We start from the raw sequence: 19,788 nt of genomic DNA, 5'->3' as shown, positions 1-19,788 counted from the left end.
TGATAGCTCAGTCGGTAGAGCGACGGACTGTTAATCCGCAGGTCCCTGGTTCGAGTCCAGGTCGGGGAGCCAAATTTGTAAAAGCAGAGTTACTTGCTAAAGCTGGTAACTCTTTTTTTTCCGCCGGATTTGTCTGGCAGGACAGAAAAAAGCAAAATCCTGATAGGGTTTTGCAGCAAGAGATTGAAGTGAGCAGTGAACTTGACAAAAATCACTGCCAAAAAGAATGTTGTAAAAGTTTAATGAAGATCATTGCATCTTCTATTCCCTGATAGCTCAGTCGGTAGAGCGACGGACTGTTAATCCGCAGGTCCCTGGTTCGAGTCCAGGTCGGGGAGCCAAATTTAGAAAAGAGTTACTTGCCAAGGCCAGTAACTCTTTTTTTTCCGCCCTGCCCTCCAGGCATGGCAGACTAGTAGCACAGAGTTTCAAGAGCCATGCTTTTTATGTACGCGGCGTAAAAATAGTGGCTAGTAGCAGCTCAGATGAACAAATACCGGTTGACGTACTATCCCGGGCAAAGAAAATCGTACAAGCATTTCCCCCTCTCCCGCAGCAAATCCCACAACGATCAATTCAAAAAGAGCTCAGACAATATATTGGTCGGCACGGGCTGCATTAGGCATTAGTCGACATCGCCTGGCTCTGGCGCCACCTTACTGCCGAAAATCATCGCTCTGGCAAGGTTCTCACGATGCTGCCAACTGGTGAGTACGACACCCAGCACATGCAAGCCTATCAAGCCCACCATGGTCCAGGCAATGGCGACATGCACACGTACTGGCCAGGCATAACCCCACAGCATATCTGTACCCATGGCCCAGCCTGTCAATGCCAGCAAAGCCACGCAAAGCAGAAGTGCAGCAGCCATCCAGCCACCCAGGGGATTGTGGCCGATATAACGTGGTGCTTTGGAATTGATGACGAGGCGTAAGTAAGCGAATGTAGCCGATGGCGATTTAAGAAATTGAGTGAAACGTGCGTAGCGGTTGCCGATACCACTCCACACCAGGCGCATGAGGACTAACAAGCCTGCGCCATAGCCCACGTACTCGTGGACTGGCCCGATCTGAGCACTGGTGATCCAGGCGACCACAATAGCGGCAACCTGCGCCCAATGTATCAGGCGCACGGGTAAATCCCAGACGGGCACGTCCCGAGCAGACACGTCCCGAGCAGACACGTCCCGAGCAGACACGTCCTGAACAGGCATGTCCCGGACCGGCAGCTTATTCTTCAACGCGTTCGAATGTGACCGGGTTAAAGAATGCCTCTACACGCTTGCCCTTAGGATCTTTGGCGTACACCTCATAGCAGCTGGTGGTTTTTTCCATGCGACGGATTTGCCAGCCTTCCTTGGTCAGCTTTGCTTCCAATTCTGTATGCGGGCGCCATTTTTCTTTTGGCTCGTTGGTGCATTTGACATCACCATGAGCCCAGGCACTGCCAGATGACATGGCGAATACCAATGGGACAAATGCAGCAAAAATGGATCGTTTGATTATTGTCATGGATGGCTCCTGATAAGTTAAAACAAGTTTAAGTAATAGCCCAGCGGCGCAATAAATTATGATAAATACCCGTGAGTCTTAAGAGTGCGTTATTTTGCGCATCGACCAGTGGGGTCAATTTCTGGATGGCTTGATCAAGATCGTACAGCATGGCACGCTCAACGTCGTCACTGACCATGCTTTCTATCCAAAAAAACGAAGCTACCCTTGCACCCGCCGTCACAGGCGTTACCCTGTGCAGACTGGATGAGGGATAGAGCACCATGTCACCAGCTTCAAGCTTGACGGTCTGCGCTCCAAAATCCGTTTCAATTTCCAGCTCTCCGCCATCATACTCTTCAGGCTCAGCCAGGAATAAGCTTGCCGAAATATCGCTGCGCAAGTTTTGACGGGTGCCGGGCATCATCATCACGGCACTGTCCACATGCAGCCCATATCCACCACCATCCTGATAACGATTGAATTTTGGCGGGTAAATTTTTTGCGGTAAGGCAGCAGAAATGAACACAGGATGCTCACCAAGTTTGCGCAGGATATGGTTGCCCAACTGAATCGCCAGCTCCGAATCGTCGTCTATCTGCAAATTATTTTTGACTTGCAGCGCGAGTGTGCCGGCTGTGCGTGCGCCACTCTGCCAGTCAGCCTGATCCAGATGTGCACGGAACTGCCGGACTTCATCCTTACTCAGGACACCTTCAATCACATTTAGCATAAGCCTGCCTTGTCTTCCATCAATTCATTAACAGTGCAGCAAAGCACCACTATCAATATCAGCCAGCGTAGCGCATCCAGCCTGGGCCATGCATATCTCCAGCTCTTCACGCAACAGCTTGATCATATGCGCCACACCCAGAGCGCCAGCAACACTAAGCGCATACATTTGCAGGCGACCGATCAGAACAGCATTCGCTCCCAAAGCCAAAGCCTTGAAAATATCAGAGCCGGAACGGATGCCACCATCCAGCAACAAAGGGAAATCGCCGCCTACCATAGCGCGGATTGCAGGCAGCACTGACAAGCTGGCTGGTGCACCATCCAGGCTACGGCCACCATGATTAGAAACAACAATACCGGCAACACCTGCTGCTTTCAGTGCCAGCGCATCATCAGGATGCAAGACACCTTTTACCCATACAGGTAAAGATGTCTCTGCCATCAGCCAGGTCAGATCAGACCATGTTGGCGCCGCACGCATTGCCCCCTGAAAAATCCGGCTATCATCAGCGGAAAGTTCAACAGGGTTGCCCACATTGATCTCTTGCAGGTTCACGGCCACACAATCGGTTGGCATGCAGAATCCGGCCTGCAGCGCGCGTGCGCTAGCCACCTGTATCGATGCATCCAGTGTTACGACGATGGCGCTATAGCCAGCCACTTCAGCCCTTGCCAGCAATTTGCGCGTATCGTCACGACTGGATTGAAAATAAAGTTGAAACCATTTATGCGGCCCGGCAGCATGCGCTACATTTTCCAAAAGACTGGATGACAAGGTGCTGCAGACCATGCAGCTATCCGTGGCTCTGGCAGCCCGGGCGGTATCAATTTCACCAGCAGGATGTGCCAGCTTTTGAAAAGCAACTGGTGCTAACAAAACAGGATGAAGAAAAGTTTGATTGCCCAGCGTGACTTTGGTATGTCCACCGGTGACATCGCGCAATACGCGCGGATAAACCGACCATTGCGAAAAGGCTGCCAGGTTGGCAGCGACAGTCAGGTCACGCCCACTACCACCAGCAACGTAGGCATAGCTTGATTCTGCCATGATACGCTGTGCTACAAGTTCATAGTCTTGAGCACAGCGTATCTCTGGTGGAATGACAGGTGTGGATGGGTTATTCATCAATGAAAATTATCAACAAAGAACCCTTATTTTAGCTGAATCAAAAGAACCCACTCCCTATAGATGAATGAGTTCTTGTTTGCCGTCAATGGATTACATTTCGTAGTTCAGCGTAAAGCGTACTGCGCGTGCATCACCTTTATACAGGAATGAGCCTGAACGATAAACTGCTGTGTAGTAGTCCTTGTTCGTGACATTCAATACATTCACACGGACATCAAAGCGACGCGAGAAACGATACGCAGCAAATATGTCATAGGCAGTGAATGAAGGCACAGGTTGCGAACACTGGCCAGTTGCGGTGTAGCCCGCTGCAGTATCAGGCTGCCCACCGCAACGATCACCTTCATGACGTGCTGCACCACCAAACGAGAAGGCATTCGTCAACTGGTACTTGGCCTGCGCAGAGAAAGTTTGCTTGGCAAAGTTACTCAAAGGATTACCGATGTTCGCAGGAGTTGCAGAAGCCAGTACTTTGGAATCCAGGAACGCTGCACCGAACTGCACGGACAAGTCTTCTGTCAGGTTCCCACTCAGGCCAAATTCAACGCCCTGCACGCGGTTTTTACCTGTGTTGAATGTACCGACTGTGTCGTAGTTGGCACCTTCCATGACGTCAGACTTCTTGGTCTGGAACAATGCTGCTGTTGCCAGCAGTTTGTCATCCAACAAATTCCATTTCAGGCCCAACTCATAGTTGACCGAAGTTTCTGGCTTGGCACCAGCGATCTGGTTTTGATACAACACCGCACCACCATAACCACTGCTGGTACCAGAGTCAGCTTCACCACCATTGATATCTTGCGCACTGGCGATAGAACCGTAAACGATGAGTTTAGGAGTTATCTTGTAGCTCAGACCAAGATGACCATTCAACAGTGTGTCTTTGTAACCATAGCTGCCAGTAATAGCGCCAGTTGTGTTATTGCGGCGGATCAGATCCAGGTCAAATGAATCGGCACGCAGACCACCGAAAGCTGTGAATTTGTCTGTCAGGTCGACAGTATCCATCGCGGTCAGCGCCAGCGCCTTGATATGCCAGTCCTGGTTCCAGCCCAGGCGCGCATAGTTACGGCCAGAGAGATTATTCAAGTTGGCAACTGGCGTACCATTGCTGTCGGTGAAGCAATAGCCATTATTGGCACCAACACCTGCAGTGGTTTTACAGTTGAATGTGCCAGTATTGGTAATGCTATAAGTGCCTGATACAACTTTGTGATCAGCATATTCTGCACCGAAGATGAACTCATGCTTCATGCCACCGATCAGCTTATCCCAGCGCAGATTACTCTGGTGAGCAAAGTAATCGATATCTTGCCAGCCAGTGTGGCCACCATCAAGGACGCCCGTTGTGTAAGCCACACCTGTGGTGCCGTTATAACGTGTTGCAGAGGATGCACCTGTTGTGACATAGCCATTATTGGATTTGCCATAACGCGTCAGGCTGGTGAGCTTGAGATCAGGGGCAAAAGCCAGGTTGACACGGGCAGTCAGCGTGTCAACATCAGATTTGAGGAAGTCATTTGCTTGTGCATAGACTGGTACATTTGTTGCCGGTACGCGATTTGGCACTGTCCCTGTCAGGTAGTAACCCAAATCTGGTGATGTATCTTTGGTACGCAGACCATAGTAGTCAAGTGTGACAGAGAAGTCCTTGCTGGCTTCATACAAGCCGGACAATGCGATACCCTTGCGTGAACGGTTGGATGGTGAACGGCCTGGTACATCTTCATCGCCGTACAACAAGTTGGTACGCAGCGCGAAATTGTCTCCGAAACCTTTGTTGATATCAGCAGTAACACGTTTTTGTGAATCACTGCCTACGCCTACCGAAACACGTTCAAAATCGTGATCCAGGGTCGCTTGCTTGGTGATGGCATTGATCGCACCGCCAGCTGTACCGCGGCCAGCAAAACTTGAATTTGGGCCTTTGGAAATTTCCAATTGCTCAATGGCGAAACTTTCACGTGTCGACATACCTGGGTCACGCAAGCCGTCAACGAAAACATCGCTTCGTGCTTCCTGACCGCGAATGATGTAGCGGTCGCCGAAGGCATTACCGTTTTCACCAGTACCCAGGGTGATGCCAGGCTGTGCGCCCAGCACTTGTTTCAAGTCCGTCAGGCCAGAGTCATCAATAGCAGAGCGCGTCAATACAGAGATAGTCTGTGGCGTTTCTGCCAGTGGGCGGGTGTGACGTGAATCGGCAGAGGATTTTGCCTTATAAGGGGCACCCACTTCCGCATTGGGATTGGACTCGCGCCTTTTACCCAGGATTTCCACTTCTGGCAGCTTCTGCCCATCTTTTTGTGTCTTGGCAGCTGGAGGCGTTGTATCTTGTGCCGTCGCAAGCACAGGCATCAACATCGCACTGGATATACCCAATGCCAGAGTCGTTTTCTTCATTGAGCTAAATACCGGCTCGTCAGTATCACGTAGGCTTTTTGGCTTTTGAGCTTGCGAATGTTTCATGTAGATCCTTGATTGCATGGAGCAAAATATTATAAATAAGATATTAATTTTGTAGCTCGGTACAGCTAATTACAAACTAATACGAATGATATATATGTTGACAATGAGAATCAATATCATTCACATTTCAAATGTTAAATACTTATACTTTTGTGCAAATCCAGGAATTTAGGCGGATACATTTATTGTTTGCCGGTCATCTGACTACGCCGGGGGCACTTTGGCAGCGACAAATACGATTTGAAATTATTCAAGTCCTGATTAAATCAAGAAAAAAAGTTTGTGGACGGATACAATAAGCACCTCCCATCAAAAGCTAATTTTTTCCGACTTTGTTCACATTCTGCTCTTGGCGTCACGCCTTCTTTTGTTTGCTCATCTCCCTGACTTCAGGCTTTTGCAATACGGCAATAGCGGATAGTTGTGCAAACACCCCTGCACCAATACGGTTTTTATTAAGCTTTGATGATGGCCCCAGTGCTGTACAGCCAGATAATCCAACTGAGAAAATATTAAGCACTTTACAAAACAATCCTTATCAGGCTGGTATCAAAGCTATATTTTTTGCCCAGACAAGGGCAGTCAACGGCGGCGGCACGGAATTTGGCAGAACTTTACTGAAACGGGAAGTGGAAGCAGGTCATCTGCTGGCTTTTCATACGGGTACGCCGCGACATTCCAATCACCGCTATCTGAGTGAAGAAGAATTAAAAACCTCACTTGAGTTGGGCATCGCCGACTTGAGTGGCATTACGGGTACGGCGCCAAAACTGGTACGCCCGCCCTTCTGGAATTATGATGCCCGTACCCTTGATACCTATCACAGCCATGGCTTGCAAATGCTGCTGACTGATCTGAGTGCAAATGACGGCATTATCTACGGCATCAACTTCAGCCTGACCAAACGCCGTAATATGCGCAAACTGCTATTGGCCACCCGTCCAAAGTGGTGCCAGAATGAAATGCCCTCAGTAGATGGTGTAACACCCATTGTCGTCACCTTTCATGACATCAATCCCTATACCGCCAATCATATGGAAGAGTATCTGGAGATACTTTTGGATGTCGCTAAAGAACTGGAAATTCCCGTCAGTGAAAAGCCCTTCTACGATGATCGAGACGAACTCGAACGTGCTGCCATGGCAAGGGTAGTAAAAGACGCCAGCAACGCTCCAGAATTGCCAGGCATCTGGAACTGGCTCTGGGGTTTATTTCGCTGACAAAGTAGTAGCCAGAAGCTGCGGCGCTGAGCTCAATAGTTTAGAACTACACAAAGTGATGGACAATTCAGGATGTGGCAAGTGCAGGCATTGTGCGCTTGCCTGATTGAGTTTGATTTGCGCTTCTTTGGTAGTCCACAACTGATAAAAATCATGCATACGATTTCCCGCATCCTGTTGCGCTAACCAGACATTTTCGTCTGCATTAAATGCCTGCAATGCCAGGGCGAAGAAATCGCGTTCCGGGTCCAGCACTTCAATATCCAGGCCCAGCTTGCTACTGACGCTGACAGCACAAGCAACCCAGGGGCCGCTATGCGAGAGGCTGAAACCGACATCACTTAATTCTGGCTGACCGAGGCGAGGCGCATTACCGGCTTGCTCGATCAATTCCAGTTCTGTGGTTGGCATATCCAGTAAATGAGCCAGTACCTGTCTCAAAAGAATACGGCCAGCCAGGAATTGCTGCTGACGCTCAGGACGAGTAAAGCGCTGATAACGCTGCACTTCACTTTCTGAGAGCCAGGGTAAAAAATTCGCCAGGCCGGAATCTGTCAAGGTATGCAGGCTGAACAGGTAAATACTTGCTTCATCAGACTGAGTTTTCATACCTTGTACCGCTCTGGCTGTTGAGTGGGTGGTTTAACGCAAAGCCTTGTCATCAGCCCCGGTCGGGCCACCGACAGCAGTGCTGTAATTGCTGATCACATATCCGCTGGCCAGATTGGCGACACGGGTCAGCATCAAATTATCATGCACGCCAAAAACAAACCCCGCTGCCATGGCAGCTGCGCGCTGGAAAAATTCTGGCCTTGCCACTGAATTGCCTTCGGTATCAGTCACATTCAAACGCAGCAACACGCCTGAGCTGCCTGCCAATGGCCCCAGCAAGACACGTTTGGCACCATGCTGAAACTGTATTTCCTCGACTACGGGCTGGATGACCAAGGTGCGGCCATTGGCTGGACGCTTATTCCAGCTTTCCAAAGGGCCAGCCAAATCTTTCTGGATATTGTCATTGATTTTAAGCAGCCCGGAAATATCACCACTATAGCCATCTTTGAATATCGCCGGTTTCACTATAATGCGACCAAAGGAAGCAAATGCTTCTTTGGGTGCGGGATTCTGAGTTGCATTCGCTTTTACAGAAGTAGCACACCCCTGCAATAAAGCCAGAGCAAATATTGCAGATAACAGCAAACCACGTTTTAATACGACACTCATAAATACATCCTTGATATAAGAGGAAGAGATATGACAGGCATATCCCTTTCTTCATTTATGCCCACTGTGATCAGATAATTTGGGGCAATATTTTTTTACTTGTTATCTATTCTGACAAAATCACCTTTGAGTGCAACGCCTGCCATGATGGCACCAACGTGGCATTCAAACTCGGCTTCGCTTGCATATTCAATGTTGTCATAGTTGCTGACGATATTGACGACTGCATTTGCCCCCAATTCTTTTGCACGTTTTTGCAATTGCAACATGGCAGACAAAAACACCCAGTTACAGGCCTTTGCATCTGATTTACCAAAAGCATTGGTTTTCAGGCTGGTTTTATCGCTGGCAAGTGTCTCCAGAACTACTGGCCCTGGCTGTTTGCCAAAATAAAATTTGACTGAATCGCCCAAACGGCTTTGTGCATCATTGGCGTTCATGGCACCGGAGAGAGGCAACATGACTTTTCTGTCTGCGGCCTGAACACTGCTCATACTTGCCATCATCGTCGCCAATACAATTACTGCTGAAATTACTTTTTTCATTCTGGTTTTCCTTATTTAAGTACAGGCCGCATCTATGGTCAGCGGTATTTTTTAAAAATCAGCGAAGTATTTATTCCACCAAAAGCAAAATTATTCGACATTACATATTCACAATCTATCATCCTGCCCTCATCCCTGATGTAATCGAGGTCTGCGCATTGCGGGTCAAGCTCTTGCAAATTGATCGTGGGAGCGAACCATCCCTCGTTCATCATTTCTATACTGATCCAGGCTTCCAGTGCACCGCAGGCACCCAGGGTATGCCCCATATAACTTTTCAGTGAGCTGATGGGCATGGTATTACCAAACACTTGCACTGTAGCCTGGCTTTCAGCGATGTCGCCCTGCTGGGTACCGGTGCCGTGGGCGTTTACATAGCCAATATCAGATGCCTGCAGCTCTGCATCTTCCAGCGCCAGTTGCATGGCGATTTTCATGGTCTCGGCATTTGGTTGCGTGACATGACAGCCATCGCTATTGGTGCCAAAACCGACCAGCTCGGCATGTATCGTGGCACCACGTGCCAGTGCATGTTCCAGTTCTTCCAGTATCAGGCAGCCCGCACCTTCACCGATGACCAGGCCATCACGTCCTGCATCAAAGGGCCGTGGTGTAATCTCTGGCGTGTCGTTGCGCACACTGGTGGCAAACAGGGTATCAAACACTGCCGCTTCTGTCGCGCATAATTCTTCAGCACCACCGGCAATCATGGCGACTTGTTTGCCGCCACGTATGGCTTCATAGGCATAACCTATACCCTGACTGCCAGAAGTACATGCTGACGATGTCGTGATGACGCGCCCGGTCAGACCAAAGAACACGCCTATGTTGACAGGCGCAGTATGCGCCATCATCTTGATATAGGTAGTGGCATTGATACCCTTGGTAGTGCGTTCTTCCATCATGCGGCCAAAGTCGCCAATAGCACTCGGTGTACCTGCAGAAGAGCCAAAGGAAATCCCCATTTTTCCGCTGCTGATGAAGGGATCATTGAGCAAACCTGCATGCTCCAGCGCCATTTCACTGGCTCGCGTCGCCATCAGGGCTACCCTGCCCATGCTGCGTGTGGCCTTGCGGTGGTAGCGCTCGTTCAATTCAAAAGCTGCCGCTGGCGCACCCAGTTGCGTGTTCAGGCCTTCGTAATCGCTCCATTCATCCATACGCTTGATGGCATTTCTGTATTCGCCCAATTGCTTGCGTATGCTGGTCCAGTCATTGCCCAAAGGGCTGATGCCGGCCATGCCTGTGACGACAACGCGGCGTTTAGCATTATTCATTCCGCTATTACTTATTCCACTGTTATTCACGCCATTCCCCCATTGACTGAAATGACCTGGCGCGTCACATAAGCCGCATCAGGCTGCATGAGAAAGCTGACGACGGCAGCCACTTCTTCTGGCTTGCCAACGCGCTTGGCAGGTATCATTTTCAAGGCTTCTTCCATCGGCACATCTTCTATCATGTCTGTTTCTATTAAACCCGGGGCCACGCAATTAACAGTGATTGCCCGTTTTGCCAATTCAATTGCCAATGCCTTGGTAGCACCAATGATGCCTGCCTTGGCAGCGCTGTAATTCACCTGGCCGCGGTTACCGATCAGGCCCGATACCGATGCCAAAGTGACGATACGGCCAGGCTTGCGGCGCTGTACCAAGGGCATGACCAGGGGATTAAGCACATTATAAAAACCGTCGAGGTTGGTACTCAGCACGATATCCCAGTCTTCACCCGACATCGCTGGGAAGGCGTTATCACGTGCCACACCAGCATTACAGACTACGCCGTAATAACAGCCATGCTGCTCAATATCGGCAGTCAGTATGGCTGCGGCCTGCTCGCGCTCACTGATATCAAATTGCAGGACACGCACTTCGCGGCCCATGGCAGCAATTTCACTTGCAACAGATTCTGCTTCTTCACGCTGGCTACGGCAATGCAAGACGATATCGTAACCATCACTGGCCAGACGCAAAGCGATGGCCTTGCCTATGCCCCTTGACGATCCAGTCACCAACACACTCATACTCATTACTAACTCCGTTGCAGAAAATCTTTGACGTTATTTGGCTGAAACACGGTAATAGTCGCATTTGCCAACGACGTACCACTCACGCTATCACTAATCTGACATTCAAAAGCCCCAAGGCCATTATCACCCTGCAATGCCTTGTGCACCTGGATATGCAAGACACTGCCAAGCACAAATAAGGGCTGACTGCATTCATAGCGCCTTGAACCTAGCAGAAAACCTACTTTCACAGGTTCATGACGCAATTGCGCCAGATAACCTGCATGGGCAGCAATGGCTTGCGCCATATATTCGATACCAACCCAGGCACCGACACCGGATGTTTCGCAAAACAGAGTATCCGGCCTGATGCTGACTTCCGCACACAAATTCTCATCGTCGGCGCTCAGCACCCTGTCCAGCAAGACCATCTCGCCATCATGCGGTACCAGGTCGCGAACAGGGGGAAATTCTTTTTCATTCGGCATGTTCATTCTCTCCCTAGTATCAAGGCTGCATTGGAACCACCGAAGGCAAAGGAATTGCTCAGTACATAACGCACTGGTCGTCCCAGTTGTTGACCATGGGAAACCACATTCAGCACGGGTAATTGTGGGTCTGCGACAGCATCCCACAGATGGGGTGGCAATCTGCCTTGCGCATTATCACCCTGCATGGTCAGCCAGCACAATGCAGCTTCTACCGCGGCAGCAGCACCCAGGGTATGTCCGGTAAATGGCTTGGTGGAACTGACTGGCACAGCATCGCCAAACAGATCATGAACCACGCGTGATTCCATCGCATCATTTTGCGGGGTGGCCGTGCCATGCAGGTTGATGTAATCGATATCTGCTGCTGAAATACCGGCACGCTGCAAAGCCTGACTGATGGCGAGGCGGGCACCACCACCGGCAGGGTCAGGGGCTGACATGTGATGTCCATCAGATGATTCACCCCAGCCACACAAAGCGATGCCAGAACCCGTGCCATCATCAGTTTCGGCACTCATCAGGAATAAAGCCGCACCTTCACCTATATTGATACCATGACGATTGGCACTCAAAGGGTTGCACAAGCTGTCACTGACCGATTCAAGTGCTGAAAATCCAGCCACGGTAAAAGCACATAAGGTATCTACGCCGCCCGTGAGGACGACATCGCACAACCCCATTTTGATCAGACGCGCAGCACTGGCCATGGCCTTGGCGCTGGAAGAACAGGCACTGGAATGCACATAAGCAGGGCCAGTGATACCCGCAACATGGGCCAGAAAATCGGCAGGCGAAGCCATCTCTTGCTGGCCATAATGAAACTCAGCAGGCAGTGAGGCATCAGCTTTGAACTGGCGCAGCGCAGCTTCGGTACTGGCGATGCCTGAGGTACTGGTGCCTATCACCACAGCAACACGGTGTGCACCAAAGCGAGCTATGGCAGCATCCAGTGCTGGCCGTATCTGTGTCAGTGCAGCCAGCGCCAACTGGTTATTACGGCTACGCATGTTCAATGGCATGGCGCTGATATCCGGCAATGCACTGGTCACTTGCCCCAGCGGCAATGTACGACCGTTTGACCAGGCATCGGTAGGCAAGACACCAGTCTCAGCCGTATCCAGCAAACGATGCAGGATGTCCTGGTGATTGTCACCTAATGCGCAAACGATACCGCAGTGATGTAAATACAGCTTCATAATGATATTCAGGTACTCAAGGTGCTGACTGTATGGTCAGGCGATAGTGGTAACGCAAATTATTCAGGACGACCGTGCCGCTCCAGCGTGGCATGCTGCTGTAGTCAATCGTGACGACTAGTTTGTCATCAAGGTAAAGCGAACGGTGCAAGCCCTGCTCTTCTATGCGCCAGCCTGCAGGCAGGGCTTGGGCAATCGCACTCACTGGCCACAGGCTGAGCTGCATGTCTTCCAGCACGTCCTCTGCCCTGACCTGCGCAGGCAGCATGACATGTCGCCATGACTTTAATTGCTTGCCGTCATAACTGAGACTCAGGACGCGCTGTCCAAACGCCAGACCGACGAGTTCCAGATGGCCAGGTTCCACTTCCAGCGCTGCATCCAGCTCGTCTATGCGGCCATTTCTTTCCACGATCAAATGTTGCTGCACACTGAAAGAAGTATCCAGTGCAGCAGGAGCCAGCATCAGACCCAGGCGGGCTTCAGGTTGCACAGGTTTGCTGGCGCAGGCACTCAGCAATGCGAGTATGGCCGCGTATGCAGCCAAGCTCAGCCATGATTTAAGTTTGAGCAACATGCGCACTTTCTGTAGTAGAAGTAAAACAGGGAACAAGCAGCCACACCAGCGCAGTTCCTATCAGCATCGTCAGGCCAAAGGCTTGCAATGCCGGGGTGCGGCTCAATCCCAACAAACCGAAAGACAGCAAGGTATTCGCAGCCGACAAACCAACAGCCAGCCATGGCGTGGCATTACGTCTGTCAGGATGTTCCTGCATGAAGATGCCGTAATCGACGCCAACACCCAGCAATAACATCAGCGCCAGCACATGGAATAACTGCAGGCTTTGCCCCGCCAGACCTAGCAAACCCAGAGTCACCAGGCTGGCACACATGGTAGGTGCCAGCACGCGCCAGGCATTGCGACGGTAACGCGGGAATAACAGGGCAAATACCACCAGATAAGCCGCTGACACTACCCAGCCCATATAGGCACGATAGCGCCCCAGCACCGAGGATATTTCGTTGACTTTATCTACCCATTGCACACCTTCCAGCCCCTGCCCTGCCTGTTGCAAAGTTGCCAGGCCATTATTGGCATAACTGAGACCACGCAAGGCGACGATACTGGCGTACTCATTGCCGATTTGTCCCAGCCACAAATGCCGCCAAGGTTCACCAGCTGAGGTCTTGAGAAATTCATCGATAGATGTGCTGGCTGTCAGTGTCAGCAAATGCTTGCGTATGGCAGCAGCCCAGGCTGCATCTTCTTCCACCTTGCTGGCCAATTGACTCAAAGCCCCACCTTCTGCCAGCAGTTTTTCGTCTATCAGTTGATGGCGCTGTTTTTGTAATTGCGCAGACGGTATCCAGTTTGACAAAGCCTGATAGCCGGAGATGGTATGACGCTCTATAAGAGGATCAAGTTTGCGCTTCAGGGCTTCTTCACGCTGCAAAACGACTTCTGCGCTATTACCACGCACCAGGAAATACTGGACCGGCGTAGGCGCATCCAGCAATTTACCCAGTTTGATCTGATCCGCCACCAGATGCTTGGGAGAGTTTTGCAAAAGACGAATATCATCGTTGGCACCAAGGCGCGAACAGCCTATCGCCGTAGCTATCGCAAAAATAGCCAGGACTACAAAGCTGCGCAGATTCCAGCCCAGTCGTGGCCAGCGCATGAGCGCTGCTGAATAACGCGCCACCAGCTTGCCACTTTTCAGGCTGCCAGCGCTGATCAGTTGCGGGAACCAGCAAATCACGGTGAGCCACGCAAACACCAGCCCCAGTGCAGAAAATACTGCCATGTGACGCAAGCCAGGGAAAGGCGTCAATCCCAGGCCCAGATAACCAATGACTGCCGCCAGCAAAGTCAGGCCCAGGCCCGGCAGCAAGCGTTTCAGTAAAGTGGACGAATCAATACTGGCATCAGCACTCAAGCGATTGCACAAAAAGTAGATTCCATAATCCTGCGCCACACCTATCAGGCTGGCACCAAATACCAGTGTTAGCAAATGTATGCCACCAAACAGCATCCAGCACACCGACAAGGCACCGAGAAAACCTACGCCTATGGACAGCAAAATCAAGGTGATGGGTTTCAGGGAACGAAAGCTCAGCCACATCAGCAAAATGATGCCTATCAGCGAACCCAGGCCTATCGTCGATACTTCACCACCAGCCTGTTGCCCGGCGGCGGCGGCATGCAGGACAACACCAGCGTTAATGATCTCTACCGAAGGTGTCGCCAGCAATGCTGCTTCCGCCGCCTTGCCCAGCAAAGGTACAACCGCCTCTTGCGCAGTCAGGGAAAATGCCGATGGCTTCAGTGTCAGCGGCAACAGCACATATTGTTTGTCCTTGTCTGCCACGAACAGATAACCATCGCGCGGGCGCACCGGTGTTTCTTGCGCCCGTTCCTGTACCCAGCCAGAAAACAGATTAAAAGGGTCATCCTGAAAACTGCCCAGTTTGGGACCTGAGAAGGCACTGTACATTTTTGCCAGCGCGAGGTCAGTCCAGTATTGCGCTGGTTCTGTACGCAATTGCTGTTCTTGTTGTGCTGTCAGCAAACCCAGGCTTTGTTTTTGGAATACCGCCAGCCAGTCATTCTGAGCCTGGTCACTGATATTGGTCGCCGTCAGTAAATCTGTACGGCTTGTCAGCACTTTTTGATAAGCAGCGGCAGCATGTTTGGCCTGTTCCCAGTCATTCGCACCTATCAGTACCACGACCCTTTGCTGGGCAGTGTCCACCATGTGGGCGAAGGATTGCTGCAAGACCGGGTCACGTTCTTGCACAGGCAACAAGGCAAGGATGTCAGTATCAGGCGCGATACGCTTGCCCAGCCATAGATAGGCATTATGAGCCAGCAACAGGCAAACCACTATTGCCCATGTGATTGCCAGCCCCTTAGTCCATCCATGCTGTTTTTTCATACCATCGCTCATGAGTTTGCTTTTCCCTTATTGAGCAAACAAGGCCAGTTCTTCAGCTGTCATGGCAGTTTCACCAGTTTTGATATCTGAAAAAATGATGGTGGTACGGTCACCACTGGCTTCATCAATATGGATATTTTTTACGTAGGCTCCACCGTCCAGTGAGATCGCCCCTATCGCTTTGGCCAGTGCTGCTTCACGGGCTTTGAGCGCGACCTTCCAGCTAGCGGCGTCAGCACTACCATCAACTTCAAACAGGGTTTCCAGCTTGCCCAGATCACCAGACAGCAAAGAAAACAGTACGCTGTTAATCATGCGTACCGTAGGTTCTTTTTGCGCATCCAGGCGCATGGCTACCCGCTCACCTTGCAAATGTACGATCTCATCACGCGTCAGGCGCAAGGTGTTTGGGAATGGTTGCAACGTACGCCACAAGATGCCCTTGCCATTAACGACGCAAAAACGGCCATTGGATGCCAGTGGTTTTTTCATGCCCTGTAATTGCTTGGTCTGATCAAACCTGCCGCACAGCACTGGCGGCTTGGCCAGCATGTTCTGAATTTTGCTGATAGGTGCGGCGGCATTACTGCTGTCTGTCCAAAACAGGCTCAGCAATAGTATGCAGATAATAGATAACAAACGCATCATGGACATCATGGAATGGGCACTCCCAATTTTTCAAACAAGATGGCAGGAGAAACAAAGCACATTTCTCCATTGGCAATTTCAACGGCGACCTGGGTCGTGCTGGCACGGTTCAAGCGCTTTCCTGTGACGGTGTCGGTGATCAGGTAATCTATCTTTAAACGGTTTTCCCATTCGACAATCTCGGCACGCAGGGTCAGCTTCTGGCCAAAACTGGCGGGAGCAATATAGCGCAACTGCATGTCGATAACAGGCCAGGCATAACCGGACTCTTTCATCTGCACATAGTTGTAATTGATATGATCCAGCAAGGCGCAGCGCGCTATTTCCAGATATTTGACATAGTTGCCATGCCAGACGATTTCCATGGGGTCCAGGTCAAAGAACTGAACCTGTATCTCGACTTCGGCAACCCATGGACTGGGTGTATTCTTTTTACGCATAGAGCTTCCATTCTTGCTGGCGGATACGCTCCAGCATCAGGCGCAGGTCAGGTTCCAGGCGACGGTCTTCCTGCACCGGTGCTACATCGCCAGCCAGTGCATCCATCATTTGTGTCAACGCTGGCGATAATTGTAAATCCTGACTCACACGCAAACGCAGCCAGACACCCTGCCTTACTGTAATAAGCAAGGCAGCCACTACCTGCTCAGTCAATTCCAGCACACGCAGGCAATCGCGGGCAGCGATGGTACCCATGCTGACCTTGTCCTGGTTATGGCATTCGGTGGATCGCGAGAAAACCGAGGCAGGCATGGTCAGCTTCAATGCTTCTGCTGTCCAGGCTGATGCACTGATTTGCAAGGCTTTCAAGCCATGGTTAATTGCCGCACGCGGCCCTTCCATGCCAGACAGATTGGCCGGCAAGCCATGGTTATAACGGCTATCGACCATCAGAGCCATTTGCCTGTCCAGCAAATCTGCCAGATTGGCGACGGCATTCTTCATGCCATCCATGGCGAAAGCAATATGGCCGCCGTAGAAATGGCCACCATGAAGTACACGCTCATTGTCGCCATCGATAATCGGATTATCGTTGGCGCTGTTCAATTCATTTTCTATGGACTGACGGAAGAAAGGCATGGCGTCGGCCAGCACACCTATGACATGTGGGGCGCAACGTATGGAATAACGGTCCTGCAGGCGTTTGCCATTGCGCTCAACTTGCCCGGCTGGTAAATCCTGGCGCAACCATGCAGCCACACCCTGCATGCCGGGATGTGGCTTCACTGAAAACAATACTTCATCAAAATGGTGAACATTACCATCCAGGGTCACTGAGGCCATTGCGGTAATGCGCGTAGTCAACTTCACCAGATAATCAGCACGGTCATAGGCCATGCAGGCCAGCGCTGTCATGACGGCTGTGCCATTCATGATGGCCAGGCCCTCTTTCGGACGCAGGCGCAAAGGCGTGATTCCGGCTTCACGCAGAGCCTGGGCCGCAGGTACCTGCACGCCATCGCGCCAGACTTCGCGTTCGCCACACAGGACTGCAGCCAGATAAGACAAAGGTGTCAGGTCACCACTGGCACCGACAGAGCCTTCGCTGGGGATCAGCGGCAAAAGACCCGCCTCAAGCAAACGGCTGATCTGTTCCAGCAACTCTACGCTGACACCAGAAAAGCCTTTGGACAAAGATGCCAGACGTGTAGCCATCACGGCGCGGGTTTGTGCCGGTGACAGATATTCACCCAGGCCACAGCCGTGATAGGTATACAGATGGTGCGGCAATTCTGCCACCAGGTCTGGCGGCACGGTGACGGTACAGGAATCCCCATAGCCAGTCGTGACGCCATAAATGGTGCCGTCTTCACGCAACAGGCGATCCAGAAAATCTGCGCCACGGGCTATCGCTGCGCGAAACTCAGGGTCGGCAGACAGCGCCGCATTGGCGCGGCCGTGGGCGATATCAACGATATCTTCTATGCTCAATCTGTTACGGTCGAATTGTACGGTGCGCAGCTTGGTGCTCTGATCAGCGGATTGCATCTTGTTTTTCCAATTCGGGTAAATGCCAAAAATCATAAAAATTAAACCATTGCAGTGGTGCCCGCACTGCATAATATTCGAGGCGGGCGGCATACTCAGCGACTACGCTGCGCAAGACGTCATCACGCCCTTTGCGTGGCAGCCTGATAGCCTCACGCAAGAGTTCAAAGCAGACTTGCGGCACGCCATCCATTTGCAAGGAAAACAGCAGATAGACCGGGCATTGCAAGACACTGGCCAGCACATAAGGACCAACCGGGAAAGCTGCATCCTGCCCAAGAAAAGAGGCCACCGCCACCCTGGGTTGCGGCGCTACCGGGATACGGTCACCAGCAATCACGACAAAACCACCTTCAGCAATTTTGTCTGCCAATAGCATGGCGGTGGCAGGTGTCATTTCCGTCACCTGCAATAAATTCATCTGGCTCTCTGGATCTAACCTGGCCAGCATGCGGTTAAATGCCTGCGCATGTTTGGTATGCACCAGCACCGTCAATTTCACTTCAGGAAAACGGCGCGACAACACGCGGCACATTTCCAGATTACCCAGATGCGAACATACGATCAGGCCACCACGCTTTTGGGTGACCTGAACATGCATTTCTTCTTGCCCGGCATACTCGACTTTGCGCTCATCAAACAAGCCACCCCACAACAACATCTTGTCGAGTATATTTTCTGCAAAGGCAGCAAAATGCTGTAACACACCAGTCCACCCCTGAGCGACTTTGCTATAGGCATTCATACGTTGCAGGTAAGCCATAGATGCGCGGCGTGGCGCAGGTTTGGTGAGCACATACCAGGCCAGCACCGGATACAAAAATATGCGGAACGGCCAGCGCCCACAGACCTTGAATACCCAGAACAAAAAACGCATGCCAGCCACAAAGCTGACTTCATTGATGCTTGCCCAATGCCAGGCAGAACCTGAATGCTGTGTGTTCTGTTTCATTTGTCCACCTCAGGCTGGCTACGCCAGTGACGTGCCAGCAGAGATGGAATGCGCAACAACATGCCAAAGAATAACTTGGTGTGCATGACGGTGATCAGAACATTGTCACGCCAGACGCGAAAATGAGAAACGCCATCCGTGGGATAAGCAACACGGGTAGGCAGGTTGATGACTGCTGCTCCATCCCAATACAATCTGACCAGGATATCGGTATCAAAATTCATGCGCCTGCCTATGTCCTGCCTGGCCATCAACGCGATCACGGCATCCACAGGATAGACACGGAAACCGCACATGGAGTCGCGTATGGCCGGCGACAAGGTATTAATCCAGACCCAGACATGGGTCAGGTAACGCGCATACAAACGTATGGCAGGCACGGATTCATCATAGACCGGGTAACCGGCAATCACTGCCTGCGGATGTGCTTTTGCCTGCGTCAAGAATTGCGGTACATCGGCCACGCAATGCTGCCCATCTGCATCAATCTGCAAAAGATGGGTGTAAGACGCTTGCGCCGCATAGCGAAAACCTGTCAGCACGGCGGCGCCCTTGCCCTGATTGACGTCGTGACGCAGTAAAGTCACGCGATCTGTTGCGGCCTGCAAACCCTGCAACACCTGCGCACAGGCAGCCGAGCAGCCATCATCCACCAGCACGCAATCCACTTCATGTGCCAGCACGGCCTGCACTACGGCAGCTATCGCATGTTCATGGTTATAGACGGGGATGAGGATGCAGGGCTTGAACACT

The 19,788-nt window shown here is 51.3% G+C and carries 20 protein-coding genes and 1 tRNA gene; 2 read left to right on the top strand and 19 right to left on the bottom strand.

The window, feature by feature from the left end:
* Window positions 1–265: 265 nt before the first annotated feature.
* Window positions 266–341, top strand: a tRNA-Asn gene (locus AC3WQT_RS05430).
* A gap of 284 nt (window positions 342–625) precedes the next feature.
* Here AC3WQT_RS05430 and AC3WQT_RS05425 read toward each other — a convergent pair.
* The 5 genes from AC3WQT_RS05425 to AC3WQT_RS05405 all read right to left on the bottom strand — a co-directional run bounded on the left by AC3WQT_RS05425 (window position 626) and on the right by AC3WQT_RS05405 (window position 5,757).
* The gene (locus tag AC3WQT_RS05425; protein ID WP_492702783.1) at window positions 626–1,168 is read right to left on the bottom strand and encodes a cytochrome b/b6 domain-containing protein; all 543 of its coding nucleotides are present in this window, start codon (window positions 1,166–1,168) and stop codon (window positions 626–628) included.
* A gap of 61 nt (window positions 1,169–1,229) precedes the next feature.
* Entirely contained in the window at window positions 1,230–1,511 is a 282-nt protein-coding gene (locus AC3WQT_RS05420) for a PepSY domain-containing protein (RefSeq protein WP_492702782.1), read from the bottom strand.
* A 28-nt stretch (window positions 1,512–1,539) separates the two neighbouring features.
* The gene (locus AC3WQT_RS05415) at window positions 1,540–2,223 is read right to left on the bottom strand and encodes a Fe2+-dependent dioxygenase (RefSeq protein WP_492702781.1); all 684 of its coding nucleotides are present in this window, start codon (window positions 2,221–2,223) and stop codon (window positions 1,540–1,542) included.
* A 27-nt stretch (window positions 2,224–2,250) separates the two neighbouring features.
* Window positions 2,251–3,351, bottom strand: a complete 1,101-nt coding sequence (locus AC3WQT_RS05410; protein ID WP_492702780.1) for an alpha-hydroxy acid oxidase — start codon at window positions 3,349–3,351, stop codon at window positions 2,251–2,253.
* Between the two features lie 93 nt (window positions 3,352–3,444).
* Window positions 3,445–5,757: a TonB-dependent receptor gene (locus tag AC3WQT_RS05405; RefSeq protein WP_492702779.1), complete on the bottom strand. Its 2,313-nt coding sequence runs from the start codon at window positions 5,755–5,757 to the stop codon at window positions 3,445–3,447.
* 437 nt (window positions 5,758–6,194) lie between these two features.
* On the opposite strand from AC3WQT_RS05405, the gene AC3WQT_RS05400 reads away from it, so the two are divergent.
* Window positions 6,195–7,043 carry a polysaccharide deacetylase family protein gene (locus tag AC3WQT_RS05400; RefSeq protein WP_492702778.1) on the top strand — a complete coding sequence of 283 codons (849 nt, stop codon included), beginning with the start codon at window positions 6,195–6,197 and terminating at the stop codon, window positions 7,041–7,043.
* Here the strand turns inward: AC3WQT_RS05400 and AC3WQT_RS05395 are convergent.
* From AC3WQT_RS05395 to AC3WQT_RS05330, 14 genes are all read right to left on the bottom strand, one after another.
* Window positions 7,032–7,652 carry a 4'-phosphopantetheinyl transferase family protein gene (locus tag AC3WQT_RS05395; RefSeq protein ID WP_492702777.1) on the bottom strand — a complete coding sequence of 207 codons (621 nt, stop codon included), beginning with the start codon at window positions 7,650–7,652 and terminating at the stop codon, window positions 7,032–7,034. The genes AC3WQT_RS05400 and AC3WQT_RS05395 overlap by 12 nt on opposite strands.
* Before the next feature lie 33 nt (window positions 7,653–7,685).
* Window positions 7,686–8,267, bottom strand: a complete 582-nt coding sequence (locus AC3WQT_RS05390; protein WP_492702776.1) for a hypothetical protein — start codon at window positions 8,265–8,267, stop codon at window positions 7,686–7,688.
* A 95-nt stretch (window positions 8,268–8,362) separates the two neighbouring features.
* The gene (locus AC3WQT_RS05385; protein ID WP_492702775.1) at window positions 8,363–8,812 is read right to left on the bottom strand and encodes an excinuclease ATPase subunit; all 450 of its coding nucleotides are present in this window, start codon (window positions 8,810–8,812) and stop codon (window positions 8,363–8,365) included.
* A gap of 38 nt (window positions 8,813–8,850) precedes the next feature.
* Window positions 8,851–10,089: a beta-ketoacyl-ACP synthase gene (locus AC3WQT_RS05380; RefSeq protein WP_492702774.1), complete on the bottom strand. Its 1,239-nt coding sequence runs from the start codon at window positions 10,087–10,089 to the stop codon at window positions 8,851–8,853.
* Window positions 10,090–10,115: 26 nt separating this feature from the next.
* Window positions 10,116–10,841: a 3-ketoacyl-ACP reductase FabG2 gene (locus AC3WQT_RS05375; RefSeq protein ID WP_492702773.1), complete on the bottom strand. Its 726-nt coding sequence runs from the start codon at window positions 10,839–10,841 to the stop codon at window positions 10,116–10,118.
* A 2-nt stretch (window positions 10,842–10,843) separates the two neighbouring features.
* The gene (locus AC3WQT_RS05370) at window positions 10,844–11,308 is read right to left on the bottom strand and encodes a hotdog family protein (RefSeq protein ID WP_492702772.1); all 465 of its coding nucleotides are present in this window, start codon (window positions 11,306–11,308) and stop codon (window positions 10,844–10,846) included.
* A 2-nt stretch (window positions 11,309–11,310) separates the two neighbouring features.
* Window positions 11,311–12,507 carry a beta-ketoacyl-ACP synthase gene (locus AC3WQT_RS05365; protein ID WP_492702771.1) on the bottom strand — a complete coding sequence of 399 codons (1,197 nt, stop codon included), beginning with the start codon at window positions 12,505–12,507 and terminating at the stop codon, window positions 11,311–11,313.
* Window positions 12,508–12,523: 16 nt separating this feature from the next.
* Window positions 12,524–13,084 carry a DUF3261 domain-containing protein gene (locus tag AC3WQT_RS05360; protein ID WP_492702770.1) on the bottom strand — a complete coding sequence of 187 codons (561 nt, stop codon included), beginning with the start codon at window positions 13,082–13,084 and terminating at the stop codon, window positions 12,524–12,526.
* Window positions 13,068–15,446 (bottom strand): MMPL family transporter, encoded by a 2,379-nt coding sequence (locus tag AC3WQT_RS05355; RefSeq protein WP_492702769.1) that lies wholly within the window; start codon window positions 15,444–15,446, stop codon window positions 13,068–13,070. Before AC3WQT_RS05355 ends, AC3WQT_RS05360 begins: the two co-directional genes overlap by 17 nt.
* A gap of 27 nt (window positions 15,447–15,473) precedes the next feature.
* Window positions 15,474–16,091 (bottom strand): outer membrane lipoprotein carrier protein LolA, encoded by a 618-nt coding sequence (locus AC3WQT_RS05350; protein WP_492703116.1) that lies wholly within the window; start codon window positions 16,089–16,091, stop codon window positions 15,474–15,476.
* Window positions 16,092–16,099: 8 nt separating this feature from the next.
* Window positions 16,100–16,534 carry an acyl-CoA thioesterase gene (locus tag AC3WQT_RS05345; protein ID WP_492702768.1) on the bottom strand — a complete coding sequence of 145 codons (435 nt, stop codon included), beginning with the start codon at window positions 16,532–16,534 and terminating at the stop codon, window positions 16,100–16,102.
* Window positions 16,527–18,083 (bottom strand): HAL/PAL/TAL family ammonia-lyase, encoded by a 1,557-nt coding sequence (locus AC3WQT_RS05340; protein ID WP_492702767.1) that lies wholly within the window; start codon window positions 18,081–18,083, stop codon window positions 16,527–16,529. Before AC3WQT_RS05340 ends, AC3WQT_RS05345 begins: the two co-directional genes overlap by 8 nt.
* Complete coding sequence (locus AC3WQT_RS05335; RefSeq protein WP_492702766.1) at window positions 18,070–19,035, bottom strand: lysophospholipid acyltransferase family protein; 966 nt, start codon at window positions 19,033–19,035, stop codon at window positions 18,070–18,072. The genes AC3WQT_RS05340 and AC3WQT_RS05335 overlap by 14 nt, the downstream gene beginning before the upstream one ends.
* The gene (locus AC3WQT_RS05330) at window positions 19,032–19,787 is read right to left on the bottom strand and encodes a glycosyltransferase family 2 protein (RefSeq protein ID WP_492702765.1); all 756 of its coding nucleotides are present in this window, start codon (window positions 19,785–19,787) and stop codon (window positions 19,032–19,034) included. The genes AC3WQT_RS05335 and AC3WQT_RS05330 overlap by 4 nt, the downstream gene beginning before the upstream one ends.
* Window position 19,788 lies beyond the last annotated feature (1 nt).

Source organism: Undibacterium sp. FW305-107 (assembly GCF_058788535.1).
The sequence above is the reverse complement of the archived record's forward strand: the minus strand, read 5'-3'. Positions and strand labels throughout refer to the sequence as shown.